Here is a 25,277-nt window from a genome sequence, read left to right as displayed (position 1 = left end):
TTCAGGCCTGACGCTGTAGAAATGCAGTGTCAGGCTATTTTTTTACAATAAATCGAATTGACTTAATTGTTGAAATAGTTCTGACAATACAATAAGATAAATAATAGGGAACGCAAAAACGTATATTGTATTCAGGAAAATGGAGGAGGATACAGATATGGCTAAGGATTATTTCTTGAAGACAGAAAACAACACTAAACTATCCATTGCAGATCTTGAAGAACCAGTGAGGGAAAATTATCACGAATTTTTTAGTCCTCTTGGATGTAGATTTAGCAGAGTATATTTTGGCTGGAATCATGGTAAACCGCTGTTGTGGAGAGTTCTTAAGAAGGAATGTACAGACTTTAATGGCGAAAAATTTGGTGATAGGAAAACTTTACTGATTGATTGCGACTCTGTAATATCAAAAGGTATTTATGATTCCTCCAAAAAAGACAAAGGACAGCTTTCAAGATGGAGAAATAGCTGGCTGAATAGTTTTCTTAATGGGGAATTTTATGCTGACAATGTAAAATTGAAAAATTATATTGCGCCAAGCTATAAGAGAGAAAAGAATAGTTCAGACTATAATACTGTGGCTGTTAATTTTGAACCTCTTGAAGGTGAAAATTTCTTTGTTCTGGATTGTTCTGAGATATTAAATAGTGGATACTATGGTGGCACTCATGGCATGTGGGATTCAAACCCACAATTTGCAAAGCGCTTTGAAAAAGAGGTTACGAACTATTGGCTTCGCTCATACACAAATGATACTACCGCAGTTTATATGTATTTTTTTAATCATGGTAATGGGGATGATTATCAATTTGAAAATGCCGATAAAACCGCTTCGATTGGAATAAGCCCGGCTTGCAATATTGATATGTCCAGTATTTTATTATCCTCAGAGGTAAAAGCTGGGTGTTATAAGTTGACTTTTATAGATAAAAATAGATCGGTTAAGCTTTCGCCAAGCAAAAAACCAGAAGTAAAAGGCAATACTGTTACAATTAATTATACTGTTTCTGGATTAGAGAATAGTAATTCGTTTGCCTTGATGATTTTGGATAAGGAATATACATCCCAGAACACTAACAATGCTTCTATTTTGTACTATGAGCAAGTAGATATTAATTATACTTTAGGGCGTAGAGGAAAATCAGAATTCAATTTACCTGGAAAGTTTAATATTGGTGACTGGGGCGAAAACTACAGAGTTTATATGATGGTAGAAAGCGCCAATTGGGATTATGAAAGCGACTATGCTTCTATGCCTGTAGAAATTAAAAGTAGTGACCTTGGCCTGGATAGTTTTAGTATTAGCTTTGATCTAAATGGAAAGAATGGTAATGCACCAACAACCCAGACAGTTAAAAAAGGCGGGGTTGCCACGGAACCAGAATACCTTGAGATTGATGGCTACTACGTAGAAGGCTGGTACGATGGAAAGACTTGTTTTGATTTTTCAAAGCCAGTTAATAAAAATTATAAGCTTGTAGCTAAATGGGTAAAGGCAGATGATGCCGGTATTTGGGTTGATGGAAGACGCTTACCTAGTAAGGGAGCAACTTTAGAATTAAAACAGGGAAAAGTTGTTTTTTCTCCTGGTGCAAAGGCGAATAAGTTAAGATTTATCAATGCACTTGTAACAAGGTGTTCTAAAACAAAACAAGGAAGATCAGCTGGAATATATGTCTCAAATATGGCGGTTACTATAACAGGAGATGTAGAAATAAACGTTCCGGATGCTGACCATTCAATCTTTGTAGAAGGAACTGATAGTAAAAAAGAAGCCTCAATTACTTTCGATGCTTCTAATGTTGATACTTCGGTTACTACTACAGGAAGTGACTATGCAGTTATGGCAGAAAATGCGAAGCTTATATTTTCCTCAGGAAACGTGATCATAAATGATGCAAAAAGGAGGGCACTTGCGGCAGTTGGTGGAGGAAAGTTGATCCTTGAAGACGATGTTTCGCTTGTGGCTCCTGGAAATTCGTACGTTAGAAAAGTATATGACGACAGTGTTCTATACGAATCTGACGGAAGGACTCCTGCAAGAAAAGCTTATATTGTTGGTCATAATGAAGGTGTTTATGATATCTGGGTTGGTGAAAATCAGGTTAATTTTGGCAAACCTAAGAAGATAAAGTGTGATGAAGGGGAAGCGGAATTTGATCCTAAAACAAGGACACTTACATTCTTCAATGCAACTATTAGAAATGGTTACCAATTAGAAGGCAATAGGTTTGTTGGCGTATACTCAAGAAATGAGAAGATTACTATCGCGGGCGACCTGACAATTGACAACCCATCTTTAGAAGCTGGCATACGTTGTGATGATTTTGCTTTGTCTGATAGCCCTCTGAAGATTGAAGGAAACATTAAGATTAAGGCTGGCAAATATGGCATACAGACACATCTAAAGGATGTAACTTTTGGAAAAGGAGAGGTTGACATTAAGACATCTGATGATAAAGGTGTAGCCTTGTATGTAAATGGCAAGATTGACCTTAAATCATCAGGAGCTAAGATTACATCTCCTAAGGGCGGCGCAAACATATATGATAACAATACGGGATATAGTTTTGTGTATGATACTCCAAATGGAGAAAAGATTTCGTCAGATGTTGTTATAAAAGCATAACTAAATAGATGCCTGGAGGGTGGTAGAAATACCACCCTCTTAACACATCAGTTGCAAGCAAACCTTTGTTCCATTATTATATTTATAGTGAAAAAAGTAATGAAGTGGGGATTATAAATGATTGCATATGTAAACGGAATCCTTGAAAACATCGAGGAAGGACTTGCCGTAATTGATGTCAATGGGATTGGAGTAAATGTATTTATATCAGGCTCTACTATGGATAGAATGCCTGGAATTGGCGAGGCTGTTAAACTCTACACCTACACCAATGTCAAAGAGGACTCTTTTACCCTGTTCGGGTTTTTATCAAGAGATGAACTGAATCTTTTTAAGATGCTTATTACAGTTAATGGAATTGGCCCAAAGGGCGGACTTTCCATTCTTTCTGTTATGACGCCTGATGACCTTAGGTTTGCAATCCTTTCTGGAGATAGTAAGTCCCTTTCCAAAGCTCCAGGAATCGGCAAAAAAACAGCTGAGAGAATCACATTGGAGCTTCGGGATAAGCTTAAGATTTCTGAGGATGAGCTTTTAGGAGGCGGAGCAGGCGCTAGCGCTATGTCTGGTGTAAGCTCTGAAGGCGACGGCATTAATCCTGCAAGAGATGAGGCTGTGGCTGCCCTTGTAGCTCTTGGCTATAATTCAACAGACTCCATGAAGGCAGTAAGGAAGGTTCTGGCATCAAGTCCTGAAGCTGGTGATGATACGGAAAGACTCCTCAAGCTGGCATTAAAAGAGATGTTCTGAACACTTAGGCAACAACTAAAGTGAATTGAAATTAGATAATAAAGCAAATGGTATAAAAACATGGAAAAGCGAAAAATAAATACCACCGCACGAAGCGTGGATACAACTGAAAAAGTAGAAGACGCCAGAATTGAAGGCTCCCTTCGACCTAAGCGCCTTGCTAATTATATAGGACAAAAGAAGATAAAAGAGAGCCTTCAGATTTATATTGAGGCTGCCAAAAAGAGAGGAGAGTGTCTGGATCATCTTCTCTTTTACGGCCCACCTGGACTTGGTAAGACTACACTTTCTGTGATAATTGCTGCTGAGATGGGCGTTAATATCAAGATAACCAGTGGACCAGCTATTGAAAAGCCTGGAGATATGGCTGCTATTTTAAATAATCTTCAGGAGGGAGATGTCCTTTTTGTTGATGAGATACACCGCCTTAACAGGCAGGTAGAAGAGGTCCTGTATCCGGCAATGGAGGACTATGCTATTGATATCATGATAGGTAAAGGCCCTACAGCCAGATCTATAAGACTAGACCTTCCGCATTTTACCCTGATTGGGGCAACCACAAGGGCTGGAATGTTATCGGCACCACTACGAGACAGATTCGGAATGGTCCACAGAATGGAATTTTATGATCTTGATGAACTTAGTACTATTATCATGCAGTCTGCAAAAGTGCTTGATGTGGAGGTCGATGAAAAGGGCGCACTTGAAATGGCAAGGAGAAGCCGCGGAACCCCTAGACTTGCAAATAGAATACTGAAGCGAGTAAGAGACTTTGCAGAGGTTAAGTATGATGGCAGGATCACTGAGGATGTGGCTATTACAGCACTTGATTTAATGGATGTTGATAAAATGGGACTTGATCACACAGATAGAAATCTTCTCATGACAATGATAGGCAAGTTCGGTGGCGGACCTGTTGGACTTGATACACTTTCTGCTGCGATAGGAGAAGATCCTGGCACTATAGAGGACGTATATGAGCCTTATCTTATAAAGAACGGCTTTATCAACAGAACACCCAGAGGCCGCGTGGTTACTGAGGCTGCATATCATCATTTAGGGCTTGAAATGCCTGAGTCTGGTGAAGTATAATGTGAATGATATATTTTGGGGTCTAATGTAGTTATTAAAGGCGAGGGGAGTAATATGGCATCTAAGACAGATACAGAGGTAATAATCGGGGGAAAGGTTTTTACCTTAAGTGGGTACGAAAGTGAGGAATACCTTCAGAAGGTAGCCTCCTATATCAATAACAAGATTGCTGAATACAACAAGATAGATGGTTTTAAACGTCAGCCTATCGATACTCAGAACGTTCTTTTGCAGCTTAATATTGCAGATGATTATTTTAAGTCCAAGAAGCAGATAGAACTTATGGAGGAGCAACTCTCTGAGAAAGAGAAGGAACTCTATGATCTGAAACACGAACTTATAGCCACTCAGATCAAGCTTGAGAACACTGAGAAAAATGGCAAGAATCTTCAGACCAAGCTTGATGATTCTTCCAAGAAGATAATTCAGCTTGAGACCCAGATCAAGGGAACAGGTAGTAAGAAATAATGATTAAGGCTGCTGTACCAGCAGCCTTTTTTAAGTTTTTAAGGTTTTGATCATGAATAAAAAAGTTGAACTTTTGGCGCCAGCTGGCGGATACGAGACAATGGTAGCTGCTTTTAATGCAGGAGCAGACGCGGTATATCTTGGTGGTTCCAAATTTGGAGCAAGAGCTTATGCCGACAATTTTGATACTGAGCAGGTACTTGATGCCATAAAATATGCTCATCTGCATGACAAGAGAATCTATATGACAGTTAATACCCTGGTAAAAGAAAGAGAGTTTGGCCAGGTGTATGACTTTATGGTGCCTTTTGCCAATGAGAAACTTGATGGCGTAATTGTCCAGGACTTAGGCGTTATGCGCCTTATCAGGGATGAGTTTCCAGACATCGAGCTTCATGCCAGCACTCAGCAGACTGTCACAGGAGTCTATGGAGCAAAACTCCTTAAAGACCTTGGATGCTGCAGAGTAGTTCCTGCAAGGGAACTTAGCCTTATGGAGATGAAGGCTATTAGAGAGAAGGCCGATGTTGAGGTTGAGGCCTTTATCCATGGAGCTATGTGCTATTGCTATTCAGGAGCATGTCTTTTTAGCAGCATGGTCGGAACAAGAAGTGGTAATAGAGGAAGATGTGCGCAGCCCTGCAGGCTGCCATATCAACTAAAGGGAACTTCGGCGGCAGGCGAAACCTATCCTCTTAGCCTTAAGGACATGTGCACCATAGGCATTATTCCTGAACTTATTGAGGCGGGAATTGATTCCTTCAAGATAGAGGGCCGCATGAAAAAGCCTGAATATGCTGCAGGTGTAACAGCTCTTTATCGCAAATATATTGATAGATATTATGCTGACAGAAAGAGCGACATGACAGTTTCAAAAGAGGATATGGACATCCTTAAAGGCTTATATCTTAGAACTGGTATCAGCGAAGGGTATTACCATCAGCATAATGGAAGAGACATGGTGACCATCACATCACCAGCTTACAATGGAACCTCTGATAAGGTTCTTAACATGGTAAAAGAGAAATATCTCACAGGTGAAAAGAAAATAGAATGCACGCTAGATGCCTATCTTACTCTTGGAGAGCCCATGGTTCTTACTATGGCTGTCAAGAAGAATGGCGAAGAAATCTATGAAACTGTCACAGGAAGTGAAGTTCAGGCTGCCAGCAAGAGGCCTATGGATGAGGCATCAATCAGAAAACAGCTTGAAAAACTTGGAAATACGCCATTTGTGGCCAAAGATATAAATATTTCAATAGAGGATCTTGGACAAGGCTGTGGGATATTTATTGCTGTCAGTGAGCTGAATGAACTTAGAAGAGCCCTTGCTGAACAGATGTTGGACAAATTGACAGATAAAGGCCAGAAAGAAAGCTTTCAACATAAAGAATCTTATAATGATCGTGCTGATGCTCAAAAAGGTGAAGAGATTAGAACAGATTGTATTGATAAGACGGGTTTATTCCACGTTCTTGTGAATACAAGCGAGCAGCTTGAAGCTGTAATAGAGACTATTAAAGACTATACTGAGAAAATAAGAGTATACGTTGACAGTGACCTATTTTTTAAGCTATCAGACTGGGCAGCGTCAGAGATAAAAGCTTTTAAGGAAGAGGAAAAAGCTGAATTTATTGTGGCTCTTCCATTTATGACGAGACAAGAGAAGCACGACGGAACTAGAGATATTGAGCAGATAGCTAGAGCCGTGCAAGATGGTCTGTTCTCCGGAGTTCTGGTAAGAAATCTGGAGCAGATAGGTTTTTTGAGAGATATCTCTTTTGATGGCAAGGTAATACTTGATTACGGTGTATACATGTGGAATGGCCAGGCAGCTAATATGGCTATGGAATTTGGGAAAGAGAACTTTAAGATTAGAGAACTATCGATTCCGCTCGAAGTAACATTCCATGAAGCCAAGGAGATTGCGGACTCTATTATTGAAAAAACTGGTGCTATAGTATCTTACAATGTGTACGGCGCTGCACCTATGATGATCAGCGCAGGCTGTGTCAAGAAGACACTTGATAAGTGCAGCGGAAGATTAAATGAGTTTAACAGGGAAAAGATGACTCTTGTAGATAGAATTGGTAATAACCTTCCTGTTACTACAAACTGCCGTAACTGCTATAATGTGATCTGGAATGCACATCCGACTTCTCTTCACAAGAAGCTTGAGAGTATTAGAAATTCAGGGAAATTTGATTATTTAAGGGTTGACCTTACTACGGAAAATAAGAAAGAAAGTATTGAAATCTTAAGTGCCTTTTTATACGGGGATCAGGATGAACTTAGAAATCTTGATGATAAGGGTTATACAACAGGTCACTTTAAGCGGGAAGTAGAATAGACAGATGGAAATTTATGTGACGGAAATATCTAAATATGTGATCACGCTGTTACTTTTTTTGTATACCTTGGAAGCCTTTTTGGTTTTCATAAGAAAGACGGAAGAAGACAGAAAAGGCGTGTACATAAGACAGATAATCTTAATGTTTGCAGTACAGATAGCGTGCTTTGTCCAGATCCTTGCAAGGACTGGCAAGGCCCAGTACGCATTTTTCTTTGCATTTCAGATAATTATTTTCGCATCTGTGCTGACACTTTTTTATTTGATTTATCCTGAGGGGAACAGGCTACTGATAAATAATAGCTGCATGCTTCTTATGATAGGAATGATCATACTTACAAGACTTTCCTATGATAAGGCTATCAAGCAGTTTTTTATAATTACAGCGTCTTTTGTTGTGGGATTCTTTGTTCCTGAGCTTATCTTCAGGTTTAACTTTCTCAAGAAATTTACTTATGTATATGCAGGTGCTGGAATAGTTGCTATTGGTGCTGTTCTCATACTTGGAGCAGCTACTCATGGCTCCAAGATCAGCTATACGATAGCCGGAATCACTTTTCAGCCCTCAGAATTTGTAAAGATAGTCTTTTTGTTTTTTATGGCAGCGGCCCTTTATAAATCAGAATCAATATTGGAGCTTTTTTTGACTTCGGTGATCGCGGCGGCACACGTTATAATTCTTGTTTTATCAAGGGACCTTGGAAGTGCGCTTATCTTTTTCGTGATTTATCTGGCACTTATTTATATTGCAACAGAAAAAATAGGATATCTGGCTATAGGCCTTTCGTTTGGCGTATTGGCAAGTGTGATCTCCTACAAGCTCTTTACTCATATTCAGGTGAGGGTGCAGGCGTTTTTGGATCCTTTCAGCGATATAGAAAGGACGGGCTACCAGATTTCACAGTCCTTGTTTGGAATCAGCAGCGGTTGCTGGTTTGGACTTGGGCTTTATGGAGGCTCGCCCCAGTCTATTCCTTATGTTGAAAGAGATTTTATTTTTTCAGCAATAGCAGAAGAACTTGGAGTATTATTCGCTATTTTTATGGCTCTTATCTGTGTCAGTACCTTTATCATGCTGATGGTTGAGGGCTATTATATAAGAGATAAGTTCTACAGGCTCATAATTACTGGAGTTGCAGTGGCTTATATATTCCAGACTTTCCTCACTATAGGAGGCGGAGCTAAGTTCATACCTCTTACAGGAGTTACTCTTCCTCTTGTGAGTTATGGAGGAACATCTGTATTTGTTACCGTTTTGATGATCATGATATCAGAAGGCGTGTGCATGATCAGAGTGGATGAGGAATATGAACTTGAGGAGAGAAGACGCAAAAGAGCAAGACAGCAAAGGCGACTTGACAGAGACCAGACTTACAGGAAAGAAACTTACAGACAAGAGGATACAGGCAGAGATGGAAGATCTCAGGAATATACCAAGAGACAAAAGACAAACTAAGAAAAAAATAAGATCAAAGCCAATCATTGTACTATCGGTTTTTTATATTGCTTTATTTGGATCACTTTTGGGATATATCTGTAATTACGCATATAGCAACAAGCAAGAACTTTTTAATAACAGCTATAATACAAGACAGCAGATTATACTTTCCCAGAATTACAGAGGTGAGATCTTATCTAGAAATGGCGATGTCCTCGCTTATACAGAAACTGATTCTGATGGAACAGAAAAAAGAGTTTACCCATATGGCAAGGAATTTGCTCATGTAGTTGGCTATTCTACAAATGGTAAGGCCGGAATAGAGGCCATGGCCAACTATTATCTGATAAATACAAATATTGACCTTCAGGATAAGGTTAAATATGAGGCTGCTGGTTCCAAATATCCAGGAGATAACGTTTATACAACTCTTGATGTTAATCTTCAGGAGGTTGCTTTTAATGCACTTTCTGCAAGAAAGGGAGCGATAGTTGTAACTGATCCAAAAACCGGAGAGATACTTGCTATGGTATCAAAGCCCGATTTTGATCCAAATACCATTGCTGATGAGTGGGAGTCAATGATAGCAGATACTTCTCCTGATGCTAAACTTCTAAACAGGGTAACGCAGGGAGTTTATCCTCCTGGATCAACTTTTAAGATAGTTACAGCACTTGCCTATATCAAGGCACATCCAGATGATTACAAGAATTATAGATTTAGCTGTAATGGAAGATACAACTATGATGGTAACACTATTTCCTGCTATCACGGGGAAAATCATGGAGCTGTGGATTTTGCCAGTTCTTTTGCCAAGTCCTGCAATTCATCATTTGCTAATATTGGACTAAGCGTAGATAGGGAGACCTTTGACAGGGCCTTGGAGGATCTTTTGTTTAATCAGGAACTTCCTCTTACAATTAACTATTCTAAATCCAGTGCTGTGTATGATGCCGCAACTTCAACCGGCGATATAATGCAGCTTTCAATTGGACAAGGAACAACTAGTGTAACACCTATTCATATGAATATGATCACCTGCGCTATTGCCAATGATGGTGTTCTTATGAAGCCATACCTTGTAACTTCTGTAAAAACTGAGACTGGCAAGGTTGTAAAAAGCTTTTCTTCCGAAGAGTACAAAAGACTTATGTCTTCTGAAGAAGCTACAATCCTTACTGAAATGATGGAAGAGGTAGTTCAAAGCGGTACTGCCAGCAAGTTAAAGGGGCTTTCTTATACTGCTGCAGGCAAAACTGGTTCAGCGGAATTTAATTCAGGCACTTCTGATTCTCATGCCTGGTTTACAGGTTTTGCTCCAGCAGATGATCCTGAAATATGCGTTACTATTATTGTTGAGAATGCAGGTAGCGGTGGAAGCTATGCGGTGCCTATTGCAAAAAGAATATTTGATGCATATTTCGATGCGTAAGATTTTTGTGGTATCATTTATAGAGAGTTTTTTTTACAATTTATGCTTTGGGGAAGAAATGATGAGGAAACGTGGTTTTTGTGAGTTTTCCAAGGACCTTTACTGGGGGGCAAATGTCAAAAAGAGAGCCTTGGTAAAGTGGAATCTATACCATGGCTGTGGCCAGTTTAATATCTTTTGCGTCACAAAGGCCATGAACCAAAATGATCAGCTTGATATCATACACTGTGCCTTTTTAAGGCAGCCCTATTACAGAGTACATCCTATATTTATTTATGGGATTGCTTCTAGCTATGAAGAAGCAGTGGATATAGTACTTAGGATATCCCAGGAGGCTTCAATTGCAGGGCTGGATGGAAGATTATCAGATTATCTTCTAAAGGCCTGAGTATCATTTGGGGAAGTGAGAGTTTAGAATGTTGGCGGGAGTATTAACGGTTCTTAAGATTATTGGGATAGTTCTGCTGTGGATTTTGGCAATTATCCTTGCAATATTGCTTCTTATCCTGTTTGTTCCTATCAGGTACAGACTGGATGCAAATGTTCCGGAAATGGAATTTGAAGATGACTTTGATGCAAACAAGATAAGCTGTAGCGCTAGAATTACATGGCTACTACACTTTATAAGTGCATCTATTGCTTATCCAGACAATAAAGAGTTTACGGTGAAAATCTTAGGTATAAAGATATTGCCTAAATCTGAGAAAGAGGATCACAACAAGGAGCAAGAAAAGAAAAAGAAGAAAAAGAATGATGTAAAAGATCAGGAAGAGAGTTCTGACAAGGAAAATGCTGAAGTGCCATTAGAAAGTGGTCAGAGTAATGATTCCGAAGTGAAGGCTGATGACAATTCAGAGACAAATCCTGAAGTGGAGCAGGATTTAGAACAGGATAAAGAAAAAGTCTCAGAATCCGATAATATAGATATAGGATATGAGGACGAACAGGAAAAGGCTCCGATCGAAATAGTATTACAAATAATAGAAAAAGTTAAGAATTTTCTTACAACACCACTTAATGTGTTTGAAAATATCAGATATACAATATCTAGACTTTATGATAAGATAAGGATGATAAAAACTACACTTGAAAACGATATTTTCAAGCGAGCATTTGAGCTGGTTAAGAGAAAACTTATCAGGCTTTTGAAGATGATAGCACCTGATAAAGCTAGAGTTGATCTTAAACTAGGATTGGGAGATCCGGCAGATACAGCAGAGGTTATGGCATTATATGGAGCTTTTTATCCAGTAATATTCAGGAAAGTTTCGTTTGAACCAGATTTTGACAGGAAAGTTATTTATGCAGATGCTCATTTTAAGGGGCATATAACAGTTGCGACTGTTTTATATTGTGTTGGCGTCTGCTACTTTAATAAAGATGTGAAAAAAGTCATCAGAAGATTTAAGAAAATCTTAAATTCCTGATAGATATCGTTGGAGGTGTATTTTGGGTAATTTTAATGAGGTTGTAGAGTCTTTACTCGGTGGGATGAACAAAGTTATGGGGGCCAAGACAGTTGTTGGTGAGGCTACTCAGATAGGAGATACAGTTATTGTACCTCTTGTAGATGTTTCCTTTGGCGTAGGTGCTGGATCAAGCACAGCTGACAAGAAAAATGGCGGATGCGGCGGATTTGGAGCCAAGATGTCTCCAAGCGCAGTTCTTGTTATTAAAAATGGTTCAACCAAGCTTGTTAATATCAAAAATCAGGATGCTGTGACTAAGGTTCTTGATATGATTCCGGATGTTATGGATCATTTCTCTGCCAAAAAAGAGAACATGATGGCTGACGATCAGGCAATAGACATAGCTTTCCCTAAAGAGGATAAGTAAATCCTTACAGCCCTTTAAATGGGAGGATTCATATGTTAGATAGAGAAAGAATTGAGGAAATAATACTTAATGGTTCAGAAGATGAACTTTCTGAATTGCGTCTGTGGCTTTTTAAAGAGAGCGTTAGGCTTGAGAATCAGGAGAGTGCTCTAGAGGATAGATATGCCAGATTAGAAGCTGACGAGATGGCTTTCAAAGAGAGAATGGACGCTGCTGAGAGAAAGCTTGAGACAGCAACCAAAAAGCTCAATAATGACAAGGCTTTATTTGATCAGAGACTTCGCATTCTTAACAATGGATTTGACCAGTTAAATGTGGACAAGAAGAAACTTGAAAATGAATATATAAGACTTGAGAGAGAAAAGGCTATTCAGAGAGAAAACGAGTACGATGCTCTTGATCTTATGTTCAGAGGCGTGGATAATCCTCTTTCATTAAAAAAGAGATATAAAGACCTTATGAAGATGTTCCATCCTGATAATATCGCTGGTGATCAGGAGATGGTACAACTTATCAATGAGGAATATGCAGCTCTTTGTAGACAGTTTAATATAAGTATCATCAACTAAATTACGATATACATAAAATATTAATTTGTTTTACGGGGAATTATATGGTAATCTAATCAAGCCGTTGCTTATCTTAGCAATGGCTTGTATGTGTTAACGGGGATCATTAATTTGGGATGTACTTTTTATTGGACTTGTTATTTGTTAATATGTGCATGACGGATGACAAGGGAATGTGATAGTACCCCATATCTGGCGTTTCTGCCGGAGTTTTCCAGTTTTATTACTGTAGAATGCAAAATCGTAACTAAAAATGAATTAATATGTTGACACACCCGAACATTTGTTTTAGTATAGTTATATAAACGAACGGGTGTTCTGAAAAGGAGATTAGTATGGAAAGAGAAGAGAAACAGAAAGCATTAGAAGCAGCACTGGGACAGATTGAGAAGCAGTTTGGAAAGGGCGCTGTGATGAAGCTTGGTGATTCATCTGATACCATGAATGTTGAGACTATCCCAACAGGTTCACTTAGTCTTGATATTGCACTTGGCCTTGGCGGAATTCCTAAGGGCAGGATTGTTGAGATTTATGGTCCTGAGTCCAGTGGTAAGACTACAGTAACATTACATATGATCGCTGAGGTTCAGAAGAGAGGCGGTATAGCAGGCTTTATCGATGCAGAGCATGCACTTGACCCTGTATATGCCAAGAACATCGGCGTAGATGTAGATAATCTTTATATTTCGCAGCCAGATAGTGGTGAGCAGGCACTTGAGATTACAGAGACAATGGTTAGATCTGGTGCTATCGATATCGTAGTTGTCGATTCAGTTGCAGCTCTTGTTCCTAAGGCTGAGATTGATGGTGACATGGGAGATTCACATGTGGGTCTTCAGGCCAGACTTATGTCACAGGCTCTTCGTAAGCTTACTGCAGTTATCAGCAAATCTAATTGTACAGTAATCTTTATCAACCAGCTTCGTGAGAAGGTTGGCGTTATGTTTGGTAATCCAGAGACAACAACTGGTGGACGTGCTCTTAAGTTCTATTCATCTGTTCGTATGGATGTTCGTCGTATAGAGGCTATCAAGCAGAATGGTGAGGTTATTGGTAATAGAACAAGAGTCAAGGTAGTTAAGAATAAGATTGCTCCTCCTTTCAAGGAGGCAGAATTCGATATCATGTTTGGTAAGGGAATATCTGCAACTGGTGATATTCTTGACCTTGCTGCAGGTGTTGATATTGTCAACAAGAGTGGTGCATGGTATCAGTATGAAGGCGAGAAGATTGGACAGGGTAGAGAGAATGCTAAGCTTTACCTGGAAAATAATCCAGCTGTTCTTGCAGATATTGATGCTAAGGTCAGAGCTAAATACGGTCTTCCAGTAAATGGAGATGTTGTGGCAAATGCAGATGCAGATTCAGAAGCTGCACCAGCCAAGAAGACCAAGGCTTCTAAGTAATAGTACTCGGCAATCGGTGACCTTCTGGTCACCGATTTTTCTATATATCACATATCTGCAGATATGAATTTTATAAGCCATTACACATGAGGAATCAATATGATAATATCCGATGTCGTTGAACTTGATAAGAAGAGGAGTAAGGTCTATATAGATGGTGAATTTGCTTTTGTATTATACAAGGGTGAACTCAGAACATATTCTATTAAGCCTGGCAGTGAAATTTCTGATGCTGTATACCAGGAAATTATTGGCGTAGTTCTTTCCAAGAGGGCTAAGCTTCGCGCTATGAACCTTTTGCAAAAAAAGGATTATACAGAAAGACAATTACGAGACAAACTTGCAGAGGGTTTATATCCTGATGAAATTATTGATGAAGCGATAGATTATGTTAAGTCCTACAAGTATCTTGATGACGAACGCTTTGCCAGGGACTATATAACTTATCATATGTCTCTGCGTAGTCGAAACCGAATTATTCAGGACTTGTCTAATAAAGGAATTGATAAGGAATTGATATCGTCAATTATTGATGAGTTATATAGCGATGAAGATTCGGATGTGGAACTTGATCAGATCACTAAGCTACTTGCCAAGAAGCATTACGATGATTCCATGGATTTTAAGGACAAGCAGAAAATAATGGCTTTTCTTTTACGAAAAGGCTATTCTATGTCCAATATAAAACATGCAATGGATAATTGTAGTCCCGATATACCTTGACACTACATTTTATAAAAGGTAAAATTTAAGTGTTGTAAAATTGTATTTAAGTACGCAAGTGATTGACATTTTTTAAGCGTACTATACAAAATATTGTACAATGAAAATTGAATAAGGAGGTGCTCCTGTAATGCCCGGTATTATTATTGCAGTAGTAGCAACTCTTGTCATTTCTGTACTTGTAACTTGGGTTTTGTCAAACTCATACCATAAGAAGGTAACTGAGGGGAAAATCGGAAGTGCTGAGGAAAGGGCAAGAAAGATTATTGACGAGGCACTCAAAACTGCTGAGGAGACAAAGCGTGAGAAACTTTTGGAAGCCAAGGAAGAAGCGTTAAAGACACGCAACGAGTTGGAGAAGGAAGTTAAGGACCGTAGAAATGAGGTTCAGCGCTCTGAGAGAAGAGTTCAGCAGAAAGAGGAAAACGTCGAGAAGAGATCGGAAGCGATCGAGAAGAAAGAGCAAAGCTTGAATGCTCGTGAGGAGGCGCTCAATAAAAAGAGTGACGAGGTTGCTAAGCTTAATGAACAAAGGCTACAGGAACTTGAGAAAATCTCTGGCTTAACCTCCGAACAGGCAAAAGAGTATCTTTTAAAGATCGTAGAAGATGATGTGAAGCATGAATCAGCTGTCATGATCAAGAACATGGAAGCTGAAGCCAAGGAAGAAGCAGATAAGAGAGCCAAGGAAATCGTTGTAAATGCAATTCAGAGATGTTCTGCAGACCACGTTTCTGAGACAACTATATCTGTAGTACAGCTACCTAACGATGAGATGAAGGGTAGAATCATTGGTAGAGAGGGTAGGAATATCAGAACTCTTGAAACAATGACTGGTGTTGATCTTATTATCGATGATACACCAGAGGCAGTAGTAATTTCTGGATTTGATCCAATTCGTAGAGAAGTTGCTCGTATAGCACTTGAGAAGCTTATTGTAGATGGACGTATCCATCCTGCAAGAATCGAGGAAATGGTTGAAAAGGCACAGAAGGAAGTGGCTGCCAAGATCAAGGAGGAAGGTGAGAATGCCGCTATTGAGGCTGGTGTTCATGGACTTCATCCTGAAGTTATCAAGATTCTCGGTCGTATGAAGTTTAGAACTAGTTACGGTCAGAACTGCTTGAAGCATTCCGTAGAGGTTGCACAGTTGTGCGGACTTCTTGCTTCAGAACTTGGACTTGATGTTCGAGTTGCTAAGAGAGCCGGACTCTTACATGATATTGGTAAGGCTGTTGATCATGAGCTTGAGGGCTCACATATCCAGCTGGGTGTTGATATTTGTAAGAAGTACAAGGAATCTCAGATTGTTATCAATGCAGTAGAGGCTCATCATGGAGATGTAGAGCCCCAGTCTCTTATAGCAATTCTTGTACAGGCTGCTGACACTATTTCTTCAGCTAGACCTGGAGCTAGAAGAGAAACACTTGAAACTTACACATCAAGATTAAAAGAACTCGAGGAAATTACTAATAGCTTTAAGGGTGTTGATCACTCATTTGCTATTCAGGCCGGACGTGAAGTCAGAGTAATGGTTGTTCCTGAGCAGGTTTCAGACGCTGATATGGTGCTCATGGCTCGCGATATTGCCAAGAAGATTGAGGACGAGATGGAATATCCCGGACAGATCAAGGTCAATATTATCAGAGAGAGTAGAGCAACAGATTACGCCAAGTAATGATCAAAAATTTAAAGACCATCCAAAATGGATGGTCTTTTTGATTTGTTGCACAAGACCAGCAAGCGAATGGATGCTTGCATACAAATTCATTTTCCGCTTGTATGTGCATTTATCTTTGTGGTTTTTATAGATGTTACTTTCTTTAACAGAATTGCTAAAAGGGTAGTTATGAGCATTTCTCCTATAAACAAAAGAAGAATATTGATATTACTAAAGGCCCTGTTCTGACCAAGCCTTGTCATATGTACTATGACAATATGATGTACCAGAAAATATTCATAACTATAGGCCGCAAGAATTGATACTATCTTCATAAAGACGTTGGCCTTATCAAGCGCTTTTTCAAGGAAAGAGCATATAATGAAAATCGTAAGGCACTGGATTGGGATCTGGAAACTGTCAATGCCTGGAAGTGTGAACGGGCACAGCACAAATATGAGGTTAAGTGGAATACTGATAAATAGAGCAATCTTAGGAATATCATCTATAACCATGGCAAGGAACATCCCCAGAATAAAGTCATAAATCTTTATTGCCATGTTCATATACATATTGACCCCTGCAAACATCGGTATATCCTGATAAAACATGTTTATAAGCACATAATAGAGACTTGCCACAATAATTGTAATGTATTTGTTTTTCTGCATTGCAAGGCGAAGGAGTGGATACAAAATATATATCAGTATTAGGCACCCTAGAAACCATTCTCCAATACCAAGAGAGCATGTAGGTATGCCAAAGTTTTCAAGGTATGCATCCATGCCAAAAAGAGTAAAAATAAAGCTTATAGGCAGTAGCTTTTTTTCTCCAAAGGGGTTTGATATTGACATTTCGCCAATGCATAAAAGAAAAATAAAGTAGCATACATAGACAATATAAAAAGGTATCAGGATCTTTTTAAATCGCTTTATGTAAAAGTCCTTGATACTGAAGTGCTTATTGGAATCTTTGGCCCCTAACATAAGGCCACAGCCTGATAACATAAAGAACAGGCATACTCCTATCTTGGCAATATGCATATTCTTGTTCTCAAAGAAAAATGAAATACTTTCAAGCTGGCGAATTCCATAGATGTAAAGTGTGATTAACATGTGATAGAATACTATTGTGAACATTGAAAGAACTCTTAATAGGTTCATGAAGTTATATCTTTTTTTCATAAAAGCTCCATAAGATTAGTAATAGTTTTTGTAAGCTGTAATCATCTATGATGATACAACATAGGCGGAGCGGTTTTCAATTGCTTACAAAACATATTGCAATATATAAAAAATTGTGTACAATGTAATTTATAGGATTAAGCTTAACTAAAAATATTGCATAAGGGGTGATCAGAAATGCACGAATCAGGTGAAGACTATATTGAGACCATATATCTTTTAAAAAAGAAAAAAGGCACAGTCCGTTCAATTGATGTTGCTAATGAACTTGGATTTTCAAGACCTAGTGTTTCAAGAGCTGTAGGAATTTTAAAAGATAACGGCCTTATCACTGTTGCTGACGATGGAGAACTGGTGCTTACAGAGGAAGGTCTTAAGACAGCCAAGTCAGTATATGAGAAACACAAGAATTTAACTACATTTCTTATGATGACTACTGGTGTTAATGAGATTATTGCTGAAAATGATGCCTGCAGGATAGAACATATCATCAGTCCTGAAACCTTTAAGGGTATCAAGAAATTCATTAAGGAACACAAAGAGCAGAAATAATTGGGATAGATATAGTATGCTTATAAAGGCTCTCTTTACTGCATTGCGGTAAGGAGAGCTGTTTTGTGTTATAGTAGTCATTGAGGTGAATGAATATGCTACCAGAATTATTCTTGGAGCGAATGAAAAAGCTCCTTTCTGAAGATGAATACGAAGAATTTGTAAAGAGCTTTGGAGATGACGAAGCCAGATATCATGGCCTTAGGATAAATGCTCTAAAGGCCTGCGAAAATGTTGAGGATAGGTTAAAGGCCATAGGGATAAGGACTGATGAACCTGCAAACAAAGTGCCATGGGAAGAGAACGGCTATTACTACGAAAACGACGCTACGCCTGGAAAGAGTCCATATCATGAAGCCGGGCTTTACTATATCCAGGAGCCAAGTGCCATGTCTCCTGTGTGCTTCCTTGATCCAAAGCCAGGGGAGAGAATCCTTGATCTGTGCGCTGCACCTGGAGGAAAGAGCACTCAGATAGCTGTGCGGATGAAAGGCGAGGGAATCCTGGTTACCAATGAGATAAATAGAGACAGAGCCAAGATACTTTCACTTAACGTAGAGAGACTTGGAATCAGAAATGCTCTAGTATTAAATGAGGATTCAGGAAATCTTTCTCAGATATTTGAGGGATATTTTGACAAGATCCTTGTGGATGCCCCATGCTCAGGCGAGGGGATGTTCAGAAAAAATGCTGAGGCCGCTTTTTCTGAATGGAGTCCTGAAAATGTAACAATCTGTAGCGAGAGGCAAAAAGAAATCCTTGATAATGCTGCTAAAATGCTTTTGCCAGGTGGAACTTTAGTATACTCAACCTGCACCTTTGCTCCTAAGGAAAATGAAGAGTCCATATTTAGATTTTTGGCAACCCACCCTGATTTTAAGGTAAAAGAAGTACCTCTTTATGAAGGCATGGACAATGCAAGAAGTGAATGGATTTCTGAAGAATGCATAAATGAATGCAGAGCTGTTTATGATCAGCATTATGGCTCTGATAAGGCTACGGAGGAAATTGAAAATAGCCTTAAAAGCCAGGTTCAAAGGGCTATTAGACTATGGCCCCACAAGCTTCGCGGTGAAGGACACTTCTTATGCGTTTTAACGCGTGATGGAGAGCTTCTTGACAGGGATAAGGACAACTATGTTCCTGGAGGAAGAAATATCCCAGCTAAAAAGGAAATTCAAAAGCTTTTCTGGGAGTTTGCAGACAGCTCTTTATCTTTTGCTAATAGAAAAGAAATGATCTTAAATAGCGGCATTAGACTTGATGGAACAATGTTTATGTTTGGAGATCAGCTCTATATCTGTGATCCTAAGATGCCTGGAATAAATGGCCTTAAGTGTATGAGGCCAGGGCTCCATCTTGGAACCATAAAAAAGGACAGATTTGAGCCTTCGCATGCACTTGCGCTGGCAATCAAGGCTGAAGATGCAAAGACTTTTGTTTCCTATAAAGAAGACAGCCAGGAAATAAGACAATACCTAAATGGCCAGACAGTTAGATGCAATAAAGATTTGCAAAAGGGCTGGACACTTATCATGGTTGATGAATACAGCATAGGCTGGGCCAAACAGGCTGGCGGAATGCTCAAAAACCACTATCCAAAAGGACTTCGAATAAATTACTAAATACCCATAAGGACAGGACGAAAATTTGAAGAAACTACTAGTTTACTTAAGAGATTACAAAAAGGAAACAATATTAGGACCGCTATTTAAGCTCCTTGAGGCATCATTTGAACTTATGGTGCCTCTTGTGATCGCGGCCATTATCGATAAGGGCATAGCCAGTAAAGACATGGGATATTGTCTAAGGCTAAGCCTTGTCTTAGTTCTTCTTTGCTTTGTTGGATTTGTCAGTGCTGTGACAGCCCAGTATTTTGCTGCCAAGGCTGCAACTGGATTTGCCAAAAAGCTTAAAAGAGCTCTTTTTGATAATATACAAAAACTCTCTTTTTCTGATATGGATAGAGTTGGAACCTCTGCAATGATAACCAGGATCACGACAGATATGAACCAGGTTCAGCAGGGCGTCAATATGACGATCAGACTACTCCTACGTTCACCTTTTGTTGTATTTGGTGCCATGATCATGGCCTTTACTATTGATGCAAGACAGGCGCTGATTTTTGCGGTTACAATTGTTTTGCTGTCTGTGGTTGTCGTTTCCATAACTGCCTGGAGTATACCAAGATATGAAAAAATTCAATCTGGCCTTGATGTTCTCCTTAAATTTACACGAGAGAACCACTCTGGCGTAAGAGTTATAAGAGCTTTTGGGCTTGAGGATGAGGAAAAAGATAAATTCAACAAGCAAAATAATATTCTTCTTGGAATACAGAAATTTGTAGGCTCTGTGACAGCTCTTATGAATCCTTTGACCTATGCTATTTTGAATCTTTCTATAGCATATTTGATCTATAAGGGAGCCATCCTTGTAAATAATGGTGACCTGACTCAGGGCCAGGTTGTTGCTTTATATAACTACATGACGCAGATTCTTGTAGAACTTATCAAGCTTGCAAATCTTGTTATAACAATGACCAAGGCCATTGCTTCTGGAAACAGAGTCCAGGAACTTCTAGAACTTAAATCTTCTATGCAAGATGGGGCGGTCACAAGTTTTGATTCTACAAAGGAGCATGTTCGTTTTGAACATGTATCTATGAGATATGAGGGCGATAGTGAAGACAGCCTTGTAGATATTTCTTTTACCGCTTTCAGAGGAGAGAAGATTGGTATTATTGGAGGAACAGGCAGTGGTAAGTCCAGCCTTATAAACCTTATTCCAAGATTTTATGATGCCAGAGAGGGAGAAGTCCTTATAGATGGCAGAAATATAAAGGACTATAGCCTTGAAGCCTTGAGAGAGAGAATAGGAGTTGTTCCGCAAAAGGCAGTTCTTTTCCATGGGTCTATCAGAGATAACATGAAATGGGGCAAAAAAGATGCTTCGGACGAAGAAATAAATAAAGCTCTTACAATTGCTCAGGCTAAAGAAATCGTTGATGGCAAGGAAGGCGGACTTGACTATATGGTGGCACAGGGAGGCAAGAACTTCTCTGGCGGACAAAAGCAAAGACTATCTATTGCAAGAGCGCTAGTAAGAAAACCGGAAATTCTTATACTTGATGACAGCGCTTCAGCTCTTGATTATCTTACTGATAAGAACCTTAGAAAAGCTATATCTGATATGGAAGATGCTCCTACTACTTTTATTGTCTCCCAGAGAGCTTCCGCGGTTTTATCCTGTGATAAGATAATAGTTCTTGATAATGGAACAGTATCTGATATAGGAACTCATAATGAGCTCCTTTCAAGGTGCGAGCTTTATAAGGAAATCTATGATTCACAGTTTAAGAAGGAGGGAGCAGTATGAAAAAAGGAACCCTTAAAAAAGTACTGAAATATGCTGCCAAATACCGCTTCCTTATTGTGGTATCCATGGTTCTTGCTGTTGTGACAGCTCTTTTATCCTTGTATGTTCCAATTCTCGCAGGACGAGCTATAGACCATTTAATTGGGAAGGGAAACGTAGATTTTGCAGGCGTAATAAAGATTCTTACAAATATGGTCATCTGTGTTGTAGTTATCTCTATTTGCCAGTGGTTTATGAATAAGGCAAATAACAAGATAACGTTTTCAGTCGTAAGAGATGTTCGTACTGAGGCTTTTGACAAGCTTCAAAAGCTTCCCTTTGAGTATATAGATTCCAAGCAGACAGGAGACATTGTATCAAGGATAATATCTGACGTTGATTTGTTTTCTGACGGACTTTTAATGGGATTTACACAGCTCTTTACAGGTGTCGTTACTATTGCAGGCACACTTGTTTTTATGTTCTATCTAAACTTCAAGATTGCCCTTGTGGTAGTTGTGCTGACGCCACTTTCTCTTATTGTTGCCAAGTTTATAGCAGATAAGTCATTTAGCCTCTTTAAAACTCAGAGCCAGGCCAGATCTGATCAGACTTCTTTTGTTGATGAGATGATAGGAAATCTTTCTGTAGTTAAGGCCTTTGCTCATGAAGATGAGAACATGGAGAGTTTTGATGAAATAAATGAAAGGCTTGAAAAAGCCAGCATCAAAGCTACATTTATTTCATCTCTGACAAATCCTGGAACAAGGTTTATTAATAACCTTGTTTATGCTGCTGTTGCTTTATTTGGCGCATTTTCATGTATTTCAGGTGGAATGACTGTTGGAGGTCTTACAATTTTCCTTAGTTATGCCAATCAGTATACTAAGCCTTTTAATGAGATATCAGGAGTAATAACTGAGCTGCAGAATGCCCTTGCCTGTGCAGAGAGGGTATTTAGTCTCATAGAAGAAAAGCCTGAGATGGCGGACAAAGAAAAGGCCTATGAACTTACAGATGTTAATGGCAATGTAGCGATGAAAGGTGTTTCTTTTTCCTACGACAAGAGTAAAAAGCTTATCGAGAATCTTGACCTGAATGTAAAAAAAGGTCAGAGAGTAGCAATTGTAGGTCCAACAGGTAGTGGTAAAACAACACTCATAAATCTTTTAATGAGATTTTATGACGTTGATAAGGGCACTATTACTATAGATGGCTATGACATACGAGATATTAGGCGAAGCGATATCAGAAATAATTTTGGAATGGTGCTTCAGGAGACCTGGCTTAGAAATGGAACTATTAAGGACAATATAACACTTGGCAGAGAAGGCTTTTCTGATGAGGATATAATTGCTGCTGCCAAGGCTTCCCATGCACATAGCTTTATCAAACGACTTCCTAATGGCTATGATACAGTTATTTCTGAAAACGGAGGAAATCTCTCTCAGGGACAGAAACAGCTTCTTTGTATAACAAGAGTGATGCTGTCTATTCCGCCTATGCTGATATTAGATGAGGCTACTTCTTCAATTGATACCAGCACAGAGATAAGGATACAGAAGGCTTTTAATAAGATGATGAAGGGAAGAACCAGCTTCATTGTGGCTCACAGACTCTCAACTATCAGAGAGGCAGATGTTATACTAGTTATGAAGGATGGCCATATTTTGGAGCAGGGGGATCACCAGACTCTTCTTGATCAGAAAGGCTTTTATTATGACCTTTATAACAGTCAGTTTGCATGAGAATATATTAATGCGATAATATGGAATAAGAATCGTGAAATAAGTTTTCGTTATATTAGATCAGGAGATATTTATGAATAAACAAAATAGGCCAATCATAGTAATTGGACACAAGAATCCGGATACAGATTCTATTTGCGCAGCCATTACCTATGCAAATTTAAAGAGACATATAACTCACGGTGACTATATTGCCTGTAGAGCTGGACATCTTAATGAGGAAACACAGTTTGTTTTATCTCATTTTGGCGTGGAAGTTCCTACTTATATCAAGGATGTGAGAACCCAGGTTAGAGATATGGAGATCAAGATGCTTGAAGGGTCAGATAGAAATCTTTCCCTGAAAAATGCCTGGTCCAAGATGCGCGACAATGAGGTTGTTACTCTTTGCGTTACTGAAGGAGAAGAACTTTCGGGAATTGTCACAACCAATGACATTGTAGAAACCTACATGGATGTTATAGATCCTAAGATCTTATCAGAAGCCAAGACCTGCTACAGAAATATTGTTGAGACTCTCGATGGAGAACTTATAGTTGGAGAAATAGAAGATGTTCTTGAAAAGGGTAAGGTAGTTATAGCTGCAGCTAATCCTGATATGATGGAAAATGTTATTGAGGAAGGCGATGTTGTCATCCTTGGTAACAGATATGATATGCAGCTGTGTGCTATTGAGATGAATGCAGGCTGTATTATCGTCTGCGAGGGTGCTGATGTAGCCAAGACAATCCAAATCCAGGCTCGTGAGCATGGAACAAAGATCATAACAACTCCGCACGATACTTTCGTCGTTGCGAGACTTATCAATCAGAGTATGCCAATTGAGCATGTTATGAAAAAGGATAATCTTGTGACTTTTCATATGGATGATTATATAGAGGATATCCAGGAGATCATGGCTTCCATGAGGCACAGATATTTCCCTGTTCTTGACAAGAATGACCACTACATCGGTATGATCAGCCGTAGAAACTTCCTGGGTGCCAAGAAGAAACAGCTGATCCTTGTTGACCACAATGAGAAGAACCAGGCAGTAAATGGCGCTGATACTGCAGAAATCCTTGAGATTGTTGATCACCACAGACTCCGCACCATAGAGACATCAGGCCCAGTCTTTTTTAGAAATCAGCCACTTGGCTCAACCTGTACTATTATCTATCTTATGTACAAGGAGTTTGGAATAGAGATTGACAAGACAACAGCAGGACTTCTTATGGCCGCTATCCTGTCTGATACACTTATGTTCAGATCTCCAACCTGCACAGCTATTGATGAGAATGCGGGCAAAGAGCTAGCCTCTATTGCAGGGGTTGACTATGAATCCTTTGCAAAAGAGATGTTCCATGCAGGATCAAATCTTAGCGGTAAGAGTGCAAAGGAGATACTTCATCAGGACTTCAAGAAATTTACTGTTGATGATATGACAATTGGAATTGGCCAGATCAACTCTATGAGCGGAGAAGAGCTTGTTGAGATAAAAGAAAAGATAATGCCTGAGCTTGAAAAGGTGGCTTCTGCAGACGGCCTTGATATGTTGTTCTTTATGCTGACCAATATCATTACAGAGTCATCTGAAGTTGTATTTGCTGGAGCAAAGGCTCAGCATACTCTTTCATCAGCCTTTAGTGTCAGCGTAGAGGGAGACAGCGCTCTGCTTCCAGGTGTTGTATCACGTAAAAAGCAGCTACTTCCTTCAATTGTTGAGACAATTCAAAATTAAATTTTTATTTGTATTGGTTCTGAAATTTTTAATCTGGGGGGATTATAAGATATGGACGAACTACGTACTAAATTACTACATGAGATTATGGGGATTTATGGACCAAATCAGGGGCAGAGCATAGGTGCTGTGATAATTCCGGCCTTTGTTTCTGATTTTAAGAGTGTCGTGGAAAAGAGCGATAGCTCTGATGAGGTGACAGAGGAGTACATGACAGAGGATAAGAGAATCCATCTTGTACTGTGTGGGCGAAAGACACTTGGTAAAAAGGGCTATAGCACCTATGTCACCGATGCAAGGTTTAATGGAAAGAGGCTTTTTGAAGGAACAAACGAACTTCATATAGCTATATAAGGAATGATAAAC

At 39.2% G+C, this 25,277-nt stretch carries 21 protein-coding genes; 20 read left to right on the top strand and 1 reads right to left on the bottom strand.

Translation table 11 applies throughout. The annotated features are described in order from the left end of the window. Positions 1-157 precede the first annotated feature (157 nt). The 14 genes from G631_RS0101665 (at position 158) to rny (ending at position 16,371) form a co-directional block, all read left to right on the top strand. The gene (locus G631_RS0101665; protein ID WP_026487958.1) at positions 158-2,629 is read left to right on the top strand and encodes an InlB B-repeat-containing protein; all 2,472 of its coding nucleotides are present in this window, start codon (positions 158-160) and stop codon (positions 2,627-2,629) included. A gap of 117 nt (positions 2,630-2,746) precedes the next feature. Beyond that, the gene (ruvA, locus tag G631_RS0101660) at positions 2,747-3,379 is read left to right on the top strand and encodes a Holliday junction branch migration protein RuvA (RefSeq protein ID WP_026487957.1); all 633 of its coding nucleotides are present in this window, start codon (positions 2,747-2,749) and stop codon (positions 3,377-3,379) included. Between the two features lie 60 nt (positions 3,380-3,439). Further along, positions 3,440-4,471, top strand: a complete 1,032-nt coding sequence (gene ruvB / locus G631_RS0101655) for a Holliday junction branch migration DNA helicase RuvB (protein WP_026487956.1) — start codon at positions 3,440-3,442, stop codon at positions 4,469-4,471. Positions 4,472-4,525: 54 nt separating this feature from the next. Next, positions 4,526-4,939: a cell division protein ZapA gene (locus G631_RS0101650; protein WP_026487955.1), complete on the top strand. Its 414-nt coding sequence runs from the start codon at positions 4,526-4,528 to the stop codon at positions 4,937-4,939. A 52-nt stretch (positions 4,940-4,991) separates the two neighbouring features. After that, on the top strand, positions 4,992-7,289 hold the full coding sequence (locus tag G631_RS0101645; protein WP_026487954.1) for a peptidase U32 family protein: 2,298 nt from the start codon (positions 4,992-4,994) through the stop codon (positions 7,287-7,289). Between the two features lie 79 nt (positions 7,290-7,368). Then, the gene (locus G631_RS20845; RefSeq protein WP_242829044.1) at positions 7,369-8,745 is read left to right on the top strand and encodes an FtsW/RodA/SpoVE family cell cycle protein; all 1,377 of its coding nucleotides are present in this window, start codon (positions 7,369-7,371) and stop codon (positions 8,743-8,745) included. Further along, positions 8,702-10,159 (top strand): peptidoglycan D,D-transpeptidase FtsI family protein, encoded by a 1,458-nt coding sequence (locus G631_RS20840; RefSeq protein ID WP_026487952.1) that lies wholly within the window; start codon positions 8,702-8,704, stop codon positions 10,157-10,159. The genes G631_RS20845 and G631_RS20840 overlap by 44 nt, the downstream gene beginning before the upstream one ends. Positions 10,160-10,217: 58 nt before the next feature. Then, positions 10,218-10,547, top strand: a complete 330-nt coding sequence (locus G631_RS0101630) for a hypothetical protein (protein ID WP_242829043.1) — start codon at positions 10,218-10,220, stop codon at positions 10,545-10,547. A 163-nt stretch (positions 10,548-10,710) separates the two neighbouring features. Next, the gene (locus G631_RS0101625; protein WP_196803795.1) at positions 10,711-11,586 is read left to right on the top strand and encodes a DUF2953 domain-containing protein; all 876 of its coding nucleotides are present in this window, start codon (positions 10,711-10,713) and stop codon (positions 11,584-11,586) included. Between the two features lie 64 nt (positions 11,587-11,650). Beyond that, positions 11,651-11,995: a GerW family sporulation protein gene (locus G631_RS0101620; RefSeq protein WP_051196755.1), complete on the top strand. Its 345-nt coding sequence runs from the start codon at positions 11,651-11,653 to the stop codon at positions 11,993-11,995. Between the two features lie 32 nt (positions 11,996-12,027). Continuing rightward, complete coding sequence (locus G631_RS0101615; protein WP_026487948.1) at positions 12,028-12,564, top strand: hypothetical protein; 537 nt, start codon at positions 12,028-12,030, stop codon at positions 12,562-12,564. 335 nt (positions 12,565-12,899) lie between these two features. Beyond that, entirely contained in the window at positions 12,900-13,970 is a 1,071-nt protein-coding gene (recA, locus tag G631_RS0101610; RefSeq protein WP_051196713.1) for a recombinase RecA, read from the top strand. A gap of 99 nt (positions 13,971-14,069) precedes the next feature. Then, positions 14,070-14,693: a regulatory protein RecX gene (locus G631_RS0101605; RefSeq protein ID WP_026487946.1), complete on the top strand. Its 624-nt coding sequence runs from the start codon at positions 14,070-14,072 to the stop codon at positions 14,691-14,693. A 130-nt stretch (positions 14,694-14,823) separates the two neighbouring features. Then, positions 14,824-16,371, top strand: a complete 1,548-nt coding sequence (gene rny, locus G631_RS0101600) for a ribonuclease Y (RefSeq protein WP_026487945.1) — start codon at positions 14,824-14,826, stop codon at positions 16,369-16,371. An 89-nt stretch (positions 16,372-16,460) separates the two neighbouring features. Here rny and G631_RS0101595 read toward each other — a convergent pair whose 3' ends face one another. Continuing rightward, positions 16,461-17,537 carry an acyltransferase family protein gene (locus G631_RS0101595; protein ID WP_026487944.1) on the bottom strand — a complete coding sequence of 359 codons (1,077 nt, stop codon included), beginning with the start codon at positions 17,535-17,537 and terminating at the stop codon, positions 16,461-16,463. A 177-nt stretch (positions 17,538-17,714) separates the two neighbouring features. Here G631_RS0101595 and G631_RS0101590 point away from each other — a divergent pair, with 177 nt between their 5' ends. The 6 genes from G631_RS0101590 to G631_RS0101565 all read left to right on the top strand — a co-directional run bounded on the left by G631_RS0101590 (position 17,715) and on the right by G631_RS0101565 (position 25,265). After that, a complete protein-coding gene (locus G631_RS0101590; RefSeq protein ID WP_026487943.1) occupies positions 17,715-18,089 on the top strand; it encodes a metal-dependent transcriptional regulator in 375 nt (124 codons plus the stop codon). A gap of 95 nt (positions 18,090-18,184) precedes the next feature. Next, positions 18,185-19,714 carry an RsmB/NOP family class I SAM-dependent RNA methyltransferase gene (locus tag G631_RS0101585; RefSeq protein ID WP_035789207.1) on the top strand — a complete coding sequence of 510 codons (1,530 nt, stop codon included), beginning with the start codon at positions 18,185-18,187 and terminating at the stop codon, positions 19,712-19,714. A 25-nt stretch (positions 19,715-19,739) separates the two neighbouring features. Continuing rightward, positions 19,740-21,464 (top strand): ABC transporter ATP-binding protein, encoded by a 1,725-nt coding sequence (locus G631_RS0101580; protein ID WP_026487941.1) that lies wholly within the window; start codon positions 19,740-19,742, stop codon positions 21,462-21,464. Next, positions 21,461-23,191 (top strand): ABC transporter ATP-binding protein, encoded by a 1,731-nt coding sequence (locus G631_RS0101575; protein WP_026487940.1) that lies wholly within the window; start codon positions 21,461-21,463, stop codon positions 23,189-23,191. The genes G631_RS0101580 and G631_RS0101575 overlap by 4 nt, the downstream gene beginning before the upstream one ends. Positions 23,192-23,264: 73 nt before the next feature. After that, positions 23,265-24,911, top strand: coding sequence for a putative manganese-dependent inorganic diphosphatase (locus G631_RS0101570; RefSeq protein ID WP_026487939.1), 1,647 nt, complete (start codon positions 23,265-23,267; stop codon positions 24,909-24,911). Positions 24,912-24,962: 51 nt separating this feature from the next. Beyond that, on the top strand, positions 24,963-25,265 hold the full coding sequence (locus G631_RS0101565; RefSeq protein ID WP_155833854.1) for a hypothetical protein: 303 nt from the start codon (positions 24,963-24,965) through the stop codon (positions 25,263-25,265). Positions 25,266-25,277: the final 12 nt, after the last annotated feature.

This window comes from Butyrivibrio sp. XBB1001, from assembly GCF_000424505.1.
GTDB lineage: Bacteria > Bacillota > Clostridia > Lachnospirales > Lachnospiraceae > Butyrivibrio.
This window is presented reverse-complemented; position numbering and strand designations above follow the sequence as displayed.